Source organism: Paucisalibacillus globulus, assembly GCF_900184735.1.
GTDB lineage: Bacteria > Bacillota > Bacilli > Bacillales > Amphibacillaceae > Ornithinibacillus > Ornithinibacillus globulus_B.
In genome coordinates, this window is record NZ_LT855405.1 from 248,824 (window position 1) to 263,534 (window position 14,711).

16 protein-coding genes are annotated in these 14,711 nt (G+C 37.9%); 1 reads left to right on the forward strand and 15 read right to left on the reverse strand.

The features are described from left to right. Nucleotides 1-8: 8 nt before the first annotated feature. Entirely contained in the window at nt 9-1,049 is a 1,041-nt protein-coding gene (locus tag BN999_RS19230; RefSeq protein WP_255247534.1) for a TRAP transporter substrate-binding protein, read from the reverse strand. Between the two features lie 306 nt (nt 1,050-1,355). Then, the gene (locus tag BN999_RS19235; RefSeq protein WP_255247535.1) at nt 1,356-1,934 is read right to left on the reverse strand and encodes a vWA domain-containing protein; all 579 of its coding nucleotides are present in this window, start codon (nt 1,932-1,934) and stop codon (nt 1,356-1,358) included. Between the two features lie 95 nt (nt 1,935-2,029). On the opposite strand from BN999_RS19235, the gene BN999_RS19240 reads away from it, so the two are divergent. After that, nucleotides 2,030-2,515, forward strand: a complete 486-nt coding sequence (locus BN999_RS19240) for a hypothetical protein (RefSeq protein ID WP_096274208.1) — start codon at nt 2,030-2,032, stop codon at nt 2,513-2,515. A gap of 62 nt (nt 2,516-2,577) precedes the next feature. Here BN999_RS19240 and BN999_RS19245 read toward each other — a convergent pair whose 3' ends face one another. From BN999_RS19245 to BN999_RS20820, 13 genes are all read right to left on the reverse strand, one after another. Beyond that, nucleotides 2,578-2,907 (reverse strand): hypothetical protein, encoded by a 330-nt coding sequence (locus BN999_RS19245; protein ID WP_096274210.1) that lies wholly within the window; start codon nt 2,905-2,907, stop codon nt 2,578-2,580. Nucleotides 2,908-3,347: 440 nt separating this feature from the next. After that, nucleotides 3,348-4,172, reverse strand: coding sequence for an aldo/keto reductase (locus tag BN999_RS19250; protein ID WP_096274212.1), 825 nt, complete (start codon nt 4,170-4,172; stop codon nt 3,348-3,350). Between the two features lie 160 nt (nt 4,173-4,332). Beyond that, the gene (gene lpdA, locus BN999_RS19255) at nt 4,333-5,709 is read right to left on the reverse strand and encodes a dihydrolipoyl dehydrogenase (protein ID WP_306419020.1); all 1,377 of its coding nucleotides are present in this window, start codon (nt 5,707-5,709) and stop codon (nt 4,333-4,335) included. 12 nt (nt 5,710-5,721) lie between these two features. Next, nucleotides 5,722-7,080, reverse strand: a complete 1,359-nt coding sequence (locus tag BN999_RS19260; RefSeq protein ID WP_096274216.1) for a dihydrolipoamide acetyltransferase family protein — start codon at nt 7,078-7,080, stop codon at nt 5,722-5,724. A 12-nt stretch (nt 7,081-7,092) separates the two neighbouring features. After that, the gene (locus tag BN999_RS19265) at nt 7,093-8,076 is read right to left on the reverse strand and encodes an alpha-ketoacid dehydrogenase subunit beta (RefSeq protein ID WP_096274218.1); all 984 of its coding nucleotides are present in this window, start codon (nt 8,074-8,076) and stop codon (nt 7,093-7,095) included. A gap of 12 nt (nt 8,077-8,088) precedes the next feature. Next, the gene (locus BN999_RS19270; protein ID WP_096274220.1) at nt 8,089-9,078 is read right to left on the reverse strand and encodes a thiamine pyrophosphate-dependent dehydrogenase E1 component subunit alpha; all 990 of its coding nucleotides are present in this window, start codon (nt 9,076-9,078) and stop codon (nt 8,089-8,091) included. A gap of 236 nt (nt 9,079-9,314) precedes the next feature. After that, complete coding sequence (locus BN999_RS19275; protein WP_096274222.1) at nt 9,315-9,599, reverse strand: PTS sugar transporter subunit IIB; 285 nt, start codon at nt 9,597-9,599, stop codon at nt 9,315-9,317. Between the two features lie 21 nt (nt 9,600-9,620). Then, the gene (locus tag BN999_RS19280) at nt 9,621-10,268 is read right to left on the reverse strand and encodes an L-ribulose-5-phosphate 4-epimerase (RefSeq protein WP_096274224.1); all 648 of its coding nucleotides are present in this window, start codon (nt 10,266-10,268) and stop codon (nt 9,621-9,623) included. Between the two features lie 2 nt (nt 10,269-10,270). Next, the gene (locus BN999_RS19285; RefSeq protein WP_096274226.1) at nt 10,271-11,620 is read right to left on the reverse strand and encodes a PTS galactitol transporter subunit IIC; all 1,350 of its coding nucleotides are present in this window, start codon (nt 11,618-11,620) and stop codon (nt 10,271-10,273) included. Between the two features lie 37 nt (nt 11,621-11,657). Next, on the reverse strand, nt 11,658-12,140 hold the full coding sequence (locus BN999_RS19290) for a PTS sugar transporter subunit IIA (protein ID WP_096274228.1): 483 nt from the start codon (nt 12,138-12,140) through the stop codon (nt 11,658-11,660). Nucleotides 12,141-12,309: 169 nt separating this feature from the next. Then, nucleotides 12,310-13,248: a sugar-binding transcriptional regulator gene (locus BN999_RS19295; RefSeq protein ID WP_096274230.1), complete on the reverse strand. Its 939-nt coding sequence runs from the start codon at nt 13,246-13,248 to the stop codon at nt 12,310-12,312. 120 nt (nt 13,249-13,368) lie between these two features. Then, nucleotides 13,369-14,415, reverse strand: a complete 1,047-nt coding sequence (locus BN999_RS19300; protein WP_096274231.1) for a galactitol-1-phosphate 5-dehydrogenase — start codon at nt 14,413-14,415, stop codon at nt 13,369-13,371. A gap of 23 nt (nt 14,416-14,438) precedes the next feature. Next, on the reverse strand, nt 14,439-14,597 hold the full coding sequence (locus tag BN999_RS20820; protein WP_176482045.1) for a hypothetical protein: 159 nt from the start codon (nt 14,595-14,597) through the stop codon (nt 14,439-14,441). Nucleotides 14,598-14,711: the final 114 nt, after the last annotated feature.

A 14,711-nucleotide genomic window follows, 5' to 3' on the forward strand; every position in this document is an offset into this window, starting at 1 on the left:
ACCCCTAATTAATTGCCACTTAATTCAACAGCACGGTCATAGACATCTTGCCCTGGCAAACCTTTCCCTTCTACATTATTAATCCAGTTTTCTACCGTTGGATTAATGAATTCACTCCACTCTGCTAATTCAGAAGCAGACAACTCATAGATTTCTACACCTTTTTCTTTCGCCTGTTCTATCGCTTCAGCCCCAACTTTATCAAATGCTTCACCTGTTTTCTTTGCCATGTTCTCCCCTGCTAACTCCATAATAGTTGTTTGATCTTCCTCACTTAAACTATTAAATGCATCTTCGTTCATTACAACAAACATCGTAGTAGAATAAAAGTTTCCGACTGTAGCATAATTTATTACCTCGTCTAACCCCCAAGTCTTCACCGCTTCCCAAGGAGCAATGGTCCCATCCACAACGCCACGCTCCAGTGCCTCGAAGTTTTCGTTCATTGGCATAGAAACAGGCGTAGCACCAAGTGCCTCTAACCATTCACTTGTTTCCGGAGATGGTGAACGGATTTTCAGACCCTTTAAATCTTCAATACTCTTAACGGGTTTATCCACGGTGAAAAGTTGCCCTGGGTCTGTCGTATATAGCCATAACGGGACAGTCCCCTCATATTCCGCATCAAACTCATCAAACTCATTTAGCAATTTCCACAGATTTTCAGACCCGGAAACAGCCGTTTTCGCCATAAATGGTAGCTCCATAACAGATGTCAACGGAAACTCACCAGGTGTATACCCATGAACACTTAAAGCAAAATCAACAGAGCCTGTTGCAGCCGCATCAAAATGCTCATTAGGTGCTGCAAGTGCCGCCCCAGGATATGAAGTTATTTTGATTCTTCCATCTGTCTTTTCTTCCAAGTCAGCAGCAAATGCTTTTACTTCTTCTTCCATAAAGTGGGTTGGAGGGAAAAAGTGTGAGAAATCCAGTTCATGCACTTTTTCATCCGAACTAGCAGCATCATCCCCACCACCACATGCCGCTAAAAGAAGCATGATACAAAACCCAACCATTAGTACTAAAAACAACTTGCCCTTTTTCACTAAAGACTTCCTCAAACCAACCACTCCCCAAAATAGTAATAGGAAAACGATTACATAATATAATAAAAACCCCTTGTCTATTTATAATCATAAAATATTTAAAATATGAATAGTTTTGATGCTCCTTGTAATTAGGTTCGTGTGTTTTGGGTGCCTGCCCGAGTTTTAGGTGCCTGTCACTTCCCGACTTTTGTCATAAATTGTCGAACCAATAGGCTTGATAACGTTCTAACTACAACACCCCCATACCACTTTTACGTGATACAGGGGTGTTTTTCGACACCAGCTATTTCATTATTCCTTTCCTTACTCCTCCACTCTTCGCATTGATAGTTCTTCATGAATAACATCATACATGGCTTCTACACCGCTATCTGTTGCTTCAAATGTAAAAGAGTTCTCCACTTGGATACCTAAACTTCCAGCCTCTCTTGCAGCATCAATATTAGCTCCGAGGAAAATAAATTCCCAACCATGATTTTTCTGTTGATCGACAATCATCTTCTTCACTTGCCTATAATTATACTGCCGACTGGCATTTTCAAATCCATCTGTCGTAATCACAAACAATACATTATCTGCCCTGTCCTCTGGTTTGGTGTTTGATAAACGGTAACTGACATCCATTATTGTCTTTCCAATCGCATCCAAAAGCGCAGTGGATCCTCTAACAAAATAGTCTTTTTCCGTCAATCTCACTTCCCTAGCATCAATCCCATTCCACAGTAATTCATACTGATGGTCAAACAATACAGTGGTTAACGTGGTTTCCCCTCTTAACCTGCATTGTTTATTAACCAATGCATTGAATCCACCAATCGTATCTCCTTCCAGTCCACTCATCGAGCCGCTTCGGTCTAGCAAAAAGATAATTTCAGTTTTCATTCTTATCACCCTCCAATTTAATTAACCATGCTATAATATTAATTAATTTCACGGATAAAATGGTCGCCTGTGAAGCGACATTGGAGGGATACGGCTTGCTTGATCAACATCTATTACTAGAATTGGAAATTTATATTGAGCGACATTTAAATACTAGTAAACTCTCAGAAAGTCTAAAAGTTTACAAGGAAATGGATATCCTAGAAAGTCAGGTAGATTTAGAAGCATTTATTGGTGAAAGAAGACAACCAACTTTCCAAGAGTTGCTACTAAAGTTTATTGATCGTTCAGGTGCTACTGATTCAGAGGTCTATAAAAAGGCTGAAATCGATAGAAAACATTTTTCCAAGATACGCTCCAACACTAATTATCATCCCAGTAAACCTACTGTTCTTTCTTTGGCATTAGCCTTAGAACTTTCCAAGCAGGATACCGATAAACTCTTGCAAGCTGCAGGTTTTTCATTATCAGATAGTGATACATTTGACCTTATTATTCAATTTTGTCTGGAAAAAGAGATTTATGATCGATTTGAAGTGAATAACATGTTGGATTATTTTCAGGTAAAAACGTTGAGTTAAGAGAAGAAGTTCAAGGTGGTAGATTATCTATCCCTTTCCAAATATTATTGATAAACTTCACATCAGCCGAAGTATATTCTAATACTTCCTTCTTTTCGGGCGGATAATAAACAATTTTGGATAAAAGAATAGATTTGTTTCTCGTCCCAATGCATCGATTTTTCATCAGGCTTGTCAGAGTGATTATTCATGATGGCTTTAATTCCTTTCCAACTTTTCTCAATTTGTTGCAGGGAAAATGTTTCCTCCTCTCCTGTTCCACTAACCCCAGCGTAATATTTAATTGCATCTAAGGTGTTGTATAGAATTAGTGCATTTGGATTTGCCATACTGAATCTTGCATACGCTATTTCTTCTCCTCCCTTATTAAATCCGTAAATATCATGGCCCATAATGTTGCCTCCTTTAATATTAGTTTGAAAATATGATTCTATTAATAGTAGATACGCTTATGTGAAATGGCACTAACCACTGGTGGTTTGAGGTATTTCGAAAGAGGGTTTTAAATCTAACGTCTATTTCAAGCTCCTTTCTTTTTCATTGGACAATTACATATAAAAAATAAAGTATCCAACATTCAAAGTCAAAAGTGTAAAATTGCAAACTTAGACGTGACTTCATTTAAAATTACTATTTTGCTAGATGGGTTTTATAAATATTAGCCCTACAATTTGCGAAAAAAAGAAATTATTATAGTGTTTTAAAGAAATTTTTAGCACATAAAATAAGCTATACATTTTAGCCCAATAGGGTTAAAACGTATAGCTAATAATTCATTCGACACGATTCGAGCATTTTCGGGAAGTGACAGGCACCTTAAAAGACGGGTACCCTAAAAATCGTCTGGGTTGGATCCTGCTCTTTCGTTTTTGTTTAGGTTGTCTATTTGGTTCATTTCTTGTTGGGTTAGGGTGAAATCAAAGATATTGGCGTTTTCTTGGATTCTTTCTGCTGTAATGGATTTTGGAATGGTAATAACGTGATGTTGGATATCCCAACGTAGAATTACTTGGGCAGCAGATTTACCGTATTTATTTCCTATTTCAACTAAAGTAGGTTCATCTAATAAGCGCCCACGTTTTAGTGGGGACCATGCTTCGAGTTGAATATTCTCCTTTTCACAAAAAGCTTTCAACTCCACTTGTGAAAGATGTGGATGATACTCCACCTGATTCACTGCGGGTTTCACCTTGCAATCGGCTAGTAGATTCTCTAAATGATGGACATGAAAATTACTTACACCAATTGCACGGACACGTCCTTCTTGATACAGAGTCTCTAAAGCACGATATGTTTCCTTATACTTCCCTGTAACTGGCCAATGAATCAAATATAAATCTAAATAAGCCGTTCCTAGCTTCTCTAAACTTTCATCAAATGCCTTTAAAGTTGATTCATATCCTTGCTGGTCATTCCATACCTTGGAAGTAATAAATAATTCTTCCCGTGGAACACCAGATTCTCGTACAGCTAAACCCACACTACGTTCATTATCATAAAAAGAAGCTGTATCAATACTTCTATATCCTACATCTATCGCAGTACGAACAGCATGGACTGCAGTGTCTCCATCTTCGACTTTATAAACACCTAGGCCAAACCCAGGCATTTTGACACCATTGTTTAAGGTGATCTTATCATTTAGACTTGTAATCATATTGATTCCTCCCAACATTAGCTTACCTTCTAAAATTAGCCTAACTAAATCATACAAGAACTAGTAGTAGAAATCGACCAATAAAAATGTAAAAAGCGTCAGCCCAAATGGACCAACGCCAGCTAGAACATTTGGAATCTTACAAGGTATTCCCTCTGTCCTAGCTATAATGAATCCCTTTCCCCATCCAAGCTGCAGCACTTTCAAATAATGCTTCTGATACGGTTGGATGCGGGAAAATCATCGATTCTATTTCTTCTACTGTTCCTTCTAAATGGATAAACGAAGTTGCTTGGCTAATCATTTCGGTCACATGTGCACCAACCATGATTACTCCAAGAATCTCCCCAAATTTCTCATCCGCGATAATCTTCATAAATCCACTATTCTCGCCTGCAGCAATTGCCTTTCCATTACCTGCAAGGTCTACTTTTTTCGTACGAACAGAATACCCTTTTGCTCGTGCTTGTTCCTCTGTTAATCCAACACTAGCTATCTCTGGGAATGTATACACACAACGTGGCATTGAGAGATCTTTCTTATTCGGCTTTCCTAGTATATGGTTTACTGCATGAATCCCTTCTTCACTTGCAGCATGTGCTAATTGGAAACCACCAATTAAATCACCAATCGCATAGATACCATCAAGCGAAGTACGCATATTTTGATCCACTTTTACAAATCTTCCATCAAATGCTACACCTAGTTCATTAAATCCCTTTAAATTAGGCTCACGTCCGACAGATATTAGGACACTATCTGTTTCTAATAATACTTTTTCACCTTGTTTTTCCAATTCAACAATAGTCCGGGAATCCTTCTTAAAGCCTGTAACCTTCGCACCTGTATAAATAGAAATCCCCTTCGCCACTAGTTGCTTCGTTAAAAATGCAGATGCATCCGGATCTTCTGAAGGAATGACTCGATCTGCCATCTCGACAATCTCAACAGAAGTTCCTAAACTATTAAACACACAAGCAATCTCCAGTCCTATTACTCCGCCTCCCATAATGACAAGACGTTCTGGCACTTCAGTAATATCAAAGATAGTATCACTTGTATGATACTCAATATGTTCAAGACCCGGTATACCAGGGACAAACGGTTTAGAACCATTTGCTAGAATAATATTCTTCGCTTGAATCTCTTCTTTACTGTCTTCAGATTCAATGACGACCTTCTTATTAGAAAAAACCGTTCCAAAGCCATTAAAATGAGTAATTTTATTTTGCCTTAGTAACCCTTTGATACCATTTCGCAACTGCTTAATATCCTGATTTTTTCGGTTTACCATCTCTTCGATAGAGAAAGAGAAATCATTTATGGTAATACCATACGTTTTCGCTTCTTTTATTTGATTAATCACTTCAGCATGTTTCAATAAGGTTTTTGAAGGTATACACCCTCTGTTCAAACAGGTTCCACCAAGGTCCCGTCCCTCAACAAGAGCAACGGACAGGCCGGATTTTGCTGCGCGAATTGCGGCAACATAACCACCAGGACCTCCACCAATAATGGCAACATCAAAATTTTTCATCATCAATACCCCCTACACCAACAAGCTATATGGATCTTCTAGGCTTTCCTTTAGCTCCGTTAAGAATTCAGCAGCTGGTGCTCCGTCAATTACTCTGTGATCAAATGATAAACTTAATACCATCATCGGACGCACTTCAATCTGACCATTCACCACTACTGGCTTTTCAACAATTCGACCTATACCTAGAATTGCTGTTTCAGGAGGATTGATAATCGGTGTAAACCCATCAATAGCATACATACCTAGGTTACTAATAGTAAATGTACTACCTTGCATCTCATCTGGAGTTAGCTTATTATCTCGTGCTTTCTTACCTAATGTCTTACTTGCTTCTGTCAGTTCAGCAAGGCCTTTTTTATTTGCCTGTTTCACAGACGGTACAATTAAGCCATTTTCTACTGCAACAGCTAATCCAATATTTACATCGTTATTATAAACAATCTCATTATCGATTAAAGCTGCATTCACTTTTGGATGGTTACCAAGTACATGGGCAACTGTTTTCATAATGATTTCTGTATAAGATAACCGGTATCCGGTTTGACTTTCCACAACAGGAAGTAAAGCCTTACGAAGCTCTATAGCTTTCGTCATATCAACATCACTTGTGAGTGTAACATGTGGAATCGAGCGAACGCTTTCGAGCATCTTGTCTGCGATAGCCTTTCTGAGTCCCTTCAATTTCACACGCTCACCTGTCACAGTTTCTTTAACTGGTGCCTTTTGTGCTTCTATATATGCAAGTACATCAGCTTTTTCAATTTTTCCTCGTACACCAGTGCCAGTAACAAGAGTTAAATCAACACCATTTTCTTTTGCAATTTTCTCTGCTAAAGGTGTTACTAATACAGTATTATCTGCAATAGCCTGAATAACATCCTGTTCGTGAATACGTCCCTTAGGTCCAGAGCCAGGAACCGTATTTAATGAAAAATCATTCTCACGAGCGACTCTTCTTGCAGCTGGTGTAGCACGAACTTTTCCATCAACTGGAACGGTCTTGCTACTAGATTCAACCGCTTCTGTTGCTGCTACTTCTATACCTTTACTAGACTCTGATTCTGTCTCAGCAGTTGTATCATCCGTATCCTCTCCACTTATTCCAGGAGATTCTAAAGGAACTTCTTCACCTTCATTACCAATATAGGCGATGATTGTATTAACCGGAATTTCATCATCCTCTTGGAAATACTTCTTGAGTAAAATTCCTTCTTCATATGCCTCTACTTCGATGTTTATTTTATCTGTCATGATTTCAAATATTGGCTCCCCGACTTCAACGGGATCACCTTCTTCTTTAAACCATTGAAGTAACGTGCCGACTGCCATCGTACTACTTAGTTTAGGCATGAAAACCTCTTTAGCCATGATGATCCCTCCTTACGCTCGGTTTAATGTTTCTTTTACAGCTTTAATAATGTCTGGCACTTGAGGTACATGTGCCTTTTCCAGTTCAGGATTGTATGGAATTGGCGAATTCGCTCCACCAAGACGTTTAATAGGTGCATCAAGATAATCGAACGCTTCACTTTCTGCTATCATACTAGCAATTTCTCCACCAATTCCGCCTCGCTTAACCGCTTCATGGACAACGATAACCTTACCTGTTTTCTTCACAGAATTTACAATCGTTTCCTCATCAAGTGGGACAATAGTACGTGGATCAACTACTTCCACACTAATTCCTTCTTTTTCTAGTTCTTTCGCCGCTTCTAATGACTTATGAACCATAATAGCAGTTGCAACAATGGTTACATCCGTACCTTCACGTTTAATATCTGCTTTCCCTAACGGTATACTGTACTCTTCTTCCGGTACGTCTGATGATGTTTTGTATAGTAATTTATGTTCATAAAATATTACTGGGTTATCATCATCCATCGCAGCCTTTAAGAGACCTTTTGCATCATATGCTGTAGAAGGTTGAACTACTTTTAATCCTGGAATATGAGCAACCCATGCCTCTAAGCTTTGGGAATGTTGTGCAGCAGCACCTGTTCCAGAACCACTTGGCGTTCTTAAGACCATTGGGACTTTTCCTTTTCCACCGTACATATAGCGGATTTTAGCTGCTTGGTTAACCATTTGATCTAGCGCTATCGTAATAAAATCGGAAAACTGTAATTCTAGTATTGGTCTCATCCCAGTTAGTGCAGAACCGACCGCTGCTCCAGCAATACCTGCTTCACTAATAGGTGTATTACGAACACGTTCCGGACCAAATTCCTCAATCATGCCACGCGTTACACCAAAAGCTCCACCATATACACCGATATCTTCACCTAAAATATAGACATCGTCATTTTTTCGCATTTCTTGACTCATTGCTTCTCGTACTGCTTCTAAGTAAGTAATCTCTCTCATCTTTAACCCCTCCTACGCATAAACATCTGTTAGTAAGTCATCTAATGTTGGTGCTGGACTTTCTTCTGCGAACTTAACAGCATCTTCAATTTCTTGTTTTACAGCTAAGCGAATTTCTTCCGCCTTTTCTTCAGTCAATAGTCCTGCTTCAATCAATACTTCTTTATAACGTTTGATAGGATCTTTCTTACGCCATTCTTGCTCCTCTTCACGTGTACGATATTTCTTCGCATCACTCTTAGAATGACCTTTCCAGCGATATGTTTTTGCTTCAATTAGTGTAGGACCTTTCCCACTACGTGCACGATTAATTGCTTCATCCGTCACATTAATCATTTCGATAATGTCATTTCCATCCGCAACAACTCCAGGAATACCATATGCTCCTGCACGATCTGCAATATGCTCCACTTTAGCCATTTCTTTAATTGGTCCGGACATACCATATTGGTTATTTTCACAAACAAAGATAACTGGTAGGTCCCAAATAGCTGCAAGGTTTACCGCTTCATGGAAACTTCCTTCATTCGTTGCACCATCTCCGAAGAAGCAAACGGTTACATAATCCAGTTTCTTCATCTTAGCAGTAAGTGCTGAACCTACAGCTAACGGGATTCCTCCTGCAACAATTCCATTCGCCCCAAGATTACCCATTTCAACATCTGCAATATGCATGGAGCCGCCTTTTCCTTTACAATAACCAGTTGTTCTACCAAATAACTCAGCCATCATTTTATCTGCAGTTGCACCTTTAGCAATACAGTGTCCATGACCACGGTGTGTACTAGTGATCTTATCTTCTACTGTAAGTAGAGCACATACCCCAGCAGCACTTGCTTCCTGACCAACCGCTAAGTGAGTGGTACCGTGAATCATTCCTTTTGCGAAAAACTCATCTACTTTTTCATCAAATAGACGAATTTGCCACATTTGTTTGTATAGGTCTATTAATTTGTCATTACTTAAATCTGGAATTAGTAATTTTTCTTTTGTTAATTGCATTTAATGCTCACCCCTATATTGTTTTTTTACATTTGTTCATTGGTGTTACATTTGTAACTATCATAAACTCATTTTCTTATTTCGTCAAGAGATAAAGCGTTTTCTTTCAGCATTTTTATAGATTGATAATTAAATAGCTTTGCTACAACTTGCCCTTCCAACTTAGTAATATTTGAAAATAAAAAGCTGCCTCTTAGATAATAGATCCTTATCCCTGAGACAGCCTCCTTTAATCACTAGCTATTTATCAATTCTAAAATTTTCCCATACATTTCTTCCGTTCCAAATCCTGTTAATAAAGGTACACCATCAATTACTTTGTCTCTTACATTATCAGGAACCAAAGTTGTTGAAACAACAATATCATAATCATCTAGTCTATTTAACTCATCTGTGATTTTAGATTGGAATAATTGCACTTTATCTTCTAGATTATTGTCTTTTAACCAATCTCTTACTTTTCCCGTTACTACTGTAGATGTAGCAATTCCAGTACCACACATAATTAATAATTTTTTCATGTTTAATTCCCCCAGATAATGTTATTTTTGTCCATAAGATGTTGCGTAGAAATTATTACACATATCTACTACTTCACTAGGAAGAGGTTCAATGTTTGGATTGTGAAGTAAAGCATAATGCGCATATTCAGCAGTCTCTTCCAATATTACTGCCGCTTTCAATGCTTTATTAATGCTATCTCCAACTGTGAATACCCCATGATTCTTTAGTAGGATTGCTGGACAATCATCTACATATTTAACTATTTCCTTTCCGATTTCTTCACTTCCAATCGAAGCAAATCCGGAACAAGGAACACCATGTCTAAATACATTCGCAGCTGTAGTCGTATAACTTGGCAAGCTCTTTCCCTGTATAGCAAAACTTGTAGCAAAAGGTGAGTGGGTATGAATCACACTGTTTATATTCTTCCTATGTTTATAAACGTATAGATGACTTTCTGTATCAACTGATGGCTTCAAGTCACCTTCCACCACATCCCCATCAAGGTTAACGATGACCATATTCTCAGGTGTTAGATCATCAAAGTCAACTCCACTAGGTTTAATGATTACAAGTTCTGTATCGGGAATGCGATAACTAACATTCCCACTTGTCCAACGAACTAGATTATTCTCTTTTAGTTTTTTATTAGCTTGACATACCTCACTTCTTAACTCGAAGTACATTTTTATGCCACTCCTTGATCAGCACTAAGTTCTTTCTTTGGTTTAATCTTATTTACATAAACCATTCCAGCTAGAATGATTAGACCTAATAATCCAATACCCCACCAGCTAAATACTTTTGGTAACCATACAAATACAAATGTTGTCCAAACTGCACCGTCAACTAGTGAAGAAATACTTGCATTAGATCCCATATCGAAGTTCGCTGCGATAGCAGAATCTGTGAATAAAGGTGCTACCCATGTTGCAATGTAAAGTCCAACCGCTATATAAACAGAACCTGCGATTACTGTTCGAATGATGTTCCCTCTGAATACTGGAACCATTAAACAAATTAAGAATGGAATGGTTGCCAAGTCACCAAATGGTAGCACTGTATTTCCTGGTAGGATTACAGCTAAGAATAAAGTAACTGGAACAATGATCAATGATGCTGATAGTACTGCAGGATGTCCTACAGATAACGCACTATCCATACCAATGTATAGGTCTCTTCCTGGGAAGCGTTTCTTAACGAAGTTTCCTGCTGCTTCAGACACAGGAGATAGACCTTCCATTAATAATGCAACCATTCTAGGCATTAGCATCATAACAGCACCGGTTTGAACAGAAAGTTGTAAAGTCTCTGAGACATTATAACCAGCTAAGAAACCGATAACGATACCAATCATAACACCCATTACAGTTGAATCCCCAAAGATCCCCATACGCTTTTGGATTGTTTCTGGATTTGCTTCAAGTTTATTAAAACCTGGGATTCTATCAAACAACCAGTTAAACGGTAAAGCAACTAAGAATGATGGTGCAGATGCCCCGTGTGGGAATGTAATGTTTTTAAAGCCATAGAACTTTTCAATATATTTTGCAAGAACATCTCCCAAAAAGAAGATTAGTAGAATATGAACAATAATAGTAAAAATTGCTAATCCGAAATTACCAGTTAATGCGTACACTAATGACCCTGTAAATGCACAATGCCAATAATCCCATACATCCACATTTAATGTTCTAGTTAATCCAATACCAAGAAGTATAACGTTAGCAGCGATACCAAGTGGAATAGCCAAACTTCCTAATGCAGTTCCATAAGAGATTGCTGCTGCTGCTGGCCAACCAACATCAATGGTATTTAATTGAAACCCAAAGTTTTCAACCATTGCTTGTGCTGCAGGTCCTAAACTATCAGTTAATAATCCAATTACTAAATTTAATCCAATAAATCCAATCCCTACTGTCAAACCAGATCGGAATGCTTTAGCTGGCTTAGAGCCTAAAACTAGAGCAAACACAAAGATAATAATTGGGAGCATAACACTCGCTCCAAGATCTACAAACCATTGTAAATACTGCATCTTTTTTCCTCCCTCTCCATTTAGGAACTATTATTTATTATTTATTATTACTTACAGATACCTCAGTAAAATTTAGAACGGTATCGATTACCTCTTTTTCAGAAGTACATTTTGTTACCGCTTCCATAAATGCTTTATTTTGAATCAGACTCATCACTGTTTGTAGCACTTCCAATTGATTCTCAGGTTTTTGAAGAGCTAACATGAACACTAATTTAACTTCTACATCTTGAACTCCCATTCCCATGTGCTGGAACGTAACTGGTTGTCTAAGTATCCCAATACTAATTGCTTCTTCATTAACATGTTCAGCATCAGTATGTGGTAATGCTACACCAAATTGCTCTGTAGCTAGTCCAGTAGGAAATTCTTTTTCCCGCTGCTTTATAGCTTGAAGATAACTACTTTTGACAAGTCCTTTTTCCTGTAAACTCGTTGCCATTGTTTCAAAGAGTTCATCTGTATCTCGGACATCTAGAAAAAATACTAACTTCTCTGAAATAACGTTCTTTAATTCCAAACTTTGACCCCCCTCTTTTGTAAACCCTTACAAATAAAGGTATTACTTTTACAAATGTTACAGTGTGTTACCTTTGTAAAAATAATACCTTCAAATTTTAGTATTGTCAATATATTTTAAAATTTATATTTTCCCACATTTTACCTACTGCAGGATAGTGGTCATTTATTTACTTCAAAACCGCATTCGCAGTAGCTTCATCTGTAACCAGAATATCTATATATCCACCTCTTAACATAGCTAATAAAGCATCTGCCTTATAAACTCCAGAAACAACTGCAATGACTTTCTTTATGTTTTTTAAATCCTCTAATGATAGACCGACCATTTTTTTACTGAACGGGTTGTCTACTTTGTTACCCATTTCATTAAAAAAGCGAAATCCTATATCCCCGACTACACCTAACTCTTTTAACTTACTTAAGTCTCCTTCATCTAAGTAACCAAGGCTTTCTAGGGTTGAGTTTTCAAATGGATTTCCCAAACTGATAAGACCGATATCCACATTTTTTCCTTCTTCAATGACCGCATTAATATCATCCATGCTTAATAAGCGATTTAACAATTCTTCTGATTCAACAATTGCTGGCGCATATAAGAATGAACACTCCGCACCCATCTTCTTACCTAGTTCATATGCTAGCTGGTTAGCGTGGATCTCTACTTTTTTTCTACCCATACCACCTTCAAGTGGTACTATTTTGATATCCTCGTTTAACTGAAATGGGTATTCATTAACGAATGTTGTTAATGTCTCTCCCCAAGAGATCCCAATACTCTTTACATCCTTTAAATTTTTAGATAGGTAATTTGCTGCAGCTCGTCCTACTGCATGTAAGGTAATATCTGATTTGGAACTGGAAGGTACGACTTTTGCATCGATTAAATTAAATTCCTTTTCAAGATCTTGCTCTAGACTGACTGTATGTATGGTTTGATCATTAATATAAACTTCGACAATTCCTATATCTCTCGCCTTTTGAAGTGATTTTGAAATAATAGGTCTTGAAACAGAAAATTTCTTTGCAATTTGTTCCTGTGTCCAGTTTTCCCCGTAATACAGATTAGCTATTTTAACTAGCTGCCTTCTTTCTTCCCAATCGACCATATTGTTCTCCCCTTTTTTCTACATAGTATTATCACTATAAAATAAAAAATATGGCTATAGCAACAAAAAGAGTAAATCCTCTTGGATTTACTCTTGATACGAATCTCTCTATTTATTTACTTATGGATTAAAAATAACCTTAACCGCATCCATCTCACGATTCGTCATTTTACGGAAAGCCTCAGGACCTTCCTCCAATGGCAGGCGATGCGAAATCATTGGTTCTGATTTGATTTGGCCAGTGCTCATATAATGAACAGTTGAGCTCCACTCTTTACCTGGGAACGGAGCAGAAATAGCATTCCATGAACCATAAACAGTTAGTTCGTTACGAACAATTTTCTCAAAGAAGAAGCGTTCGATATTAATGTCTGCATAAGGAATCCCCATAAATACTACTTCTCCACCTTTACGTGGTAGTGCAAATACTTGTGCAGAAGTAATAGGTGAGCCAGCTGATTCCACAGCTAAATCAACACCACGTCCATTTGTATGTTCTAGAATTTGCTCATGTGGGGCTTTTTCTAATGAATTAATCGTAACGTCAGCGCCTAATTCTTTTGCGATTGCTAACTTTTTATCATCTATATCAATGGCATATACTTTTTTCGCACCAAAGATTTTAGCCCATTGTACTGCAAGTAATCCGATACTACCAACACCCATAACGGCTACTTCAGCACCTGGTTGGATTTTTGTACGATAGAAACCATGTGCAACTACTGCAGATGGTTCAACCATTGCAGCTGTATCAAAGTCCACATTATCCGGTAATGGGATCACATGTGTATCTGGTAGTTTCGTGTACTCTGCATAGGCACCAGGGCGATATGCACCAATCACAGATAGCTTTTCACAACGTGCTGGTTCACCCTTCTGACAATATTCACATTCACCACAAACAAATGCCGGGCATCCTGCAACACGGTCACCAATCTTCACATTCGTTACACCTTTACCAACTTCTACTACTTCACCTGCAAACTCATGTCCAAATGTCATCCCTTCAACATATGGCCCAAGTTTACGGTATCGTGAAGTATCCGAACCACAGATACCTACAGATTTCACCTTGATAATTACTTCATTTGTATCTTCAATGACTGGTTTCGGAGTGTTCTCTTCAAAACGGAGGTCTTCTACTCCATATAAATTCAATGCTTTCAAATCTAACACCCTTCCCTGTTGTATTAACTAGCTGACTTACTTTCGGTTTTTCTGCTTCTGGTATAGATTTTATACACCGCAAAACCAATGACAATTGTATTCAGAATCATTTGGTGCTCAAAATAAAACTGACTAATGGCACGAAATGGTCCTAACATAAAATCTAAAAGTGAATTTACCATAAAATTACCCCATTCCATTAAAATTTTTATCCGAGTCCCAGAATGAACTGACACAATGTCTGGGCACCTGTTACCTCAAAATAATCGACAAAATTCGGGAAGTGACAGGCACCC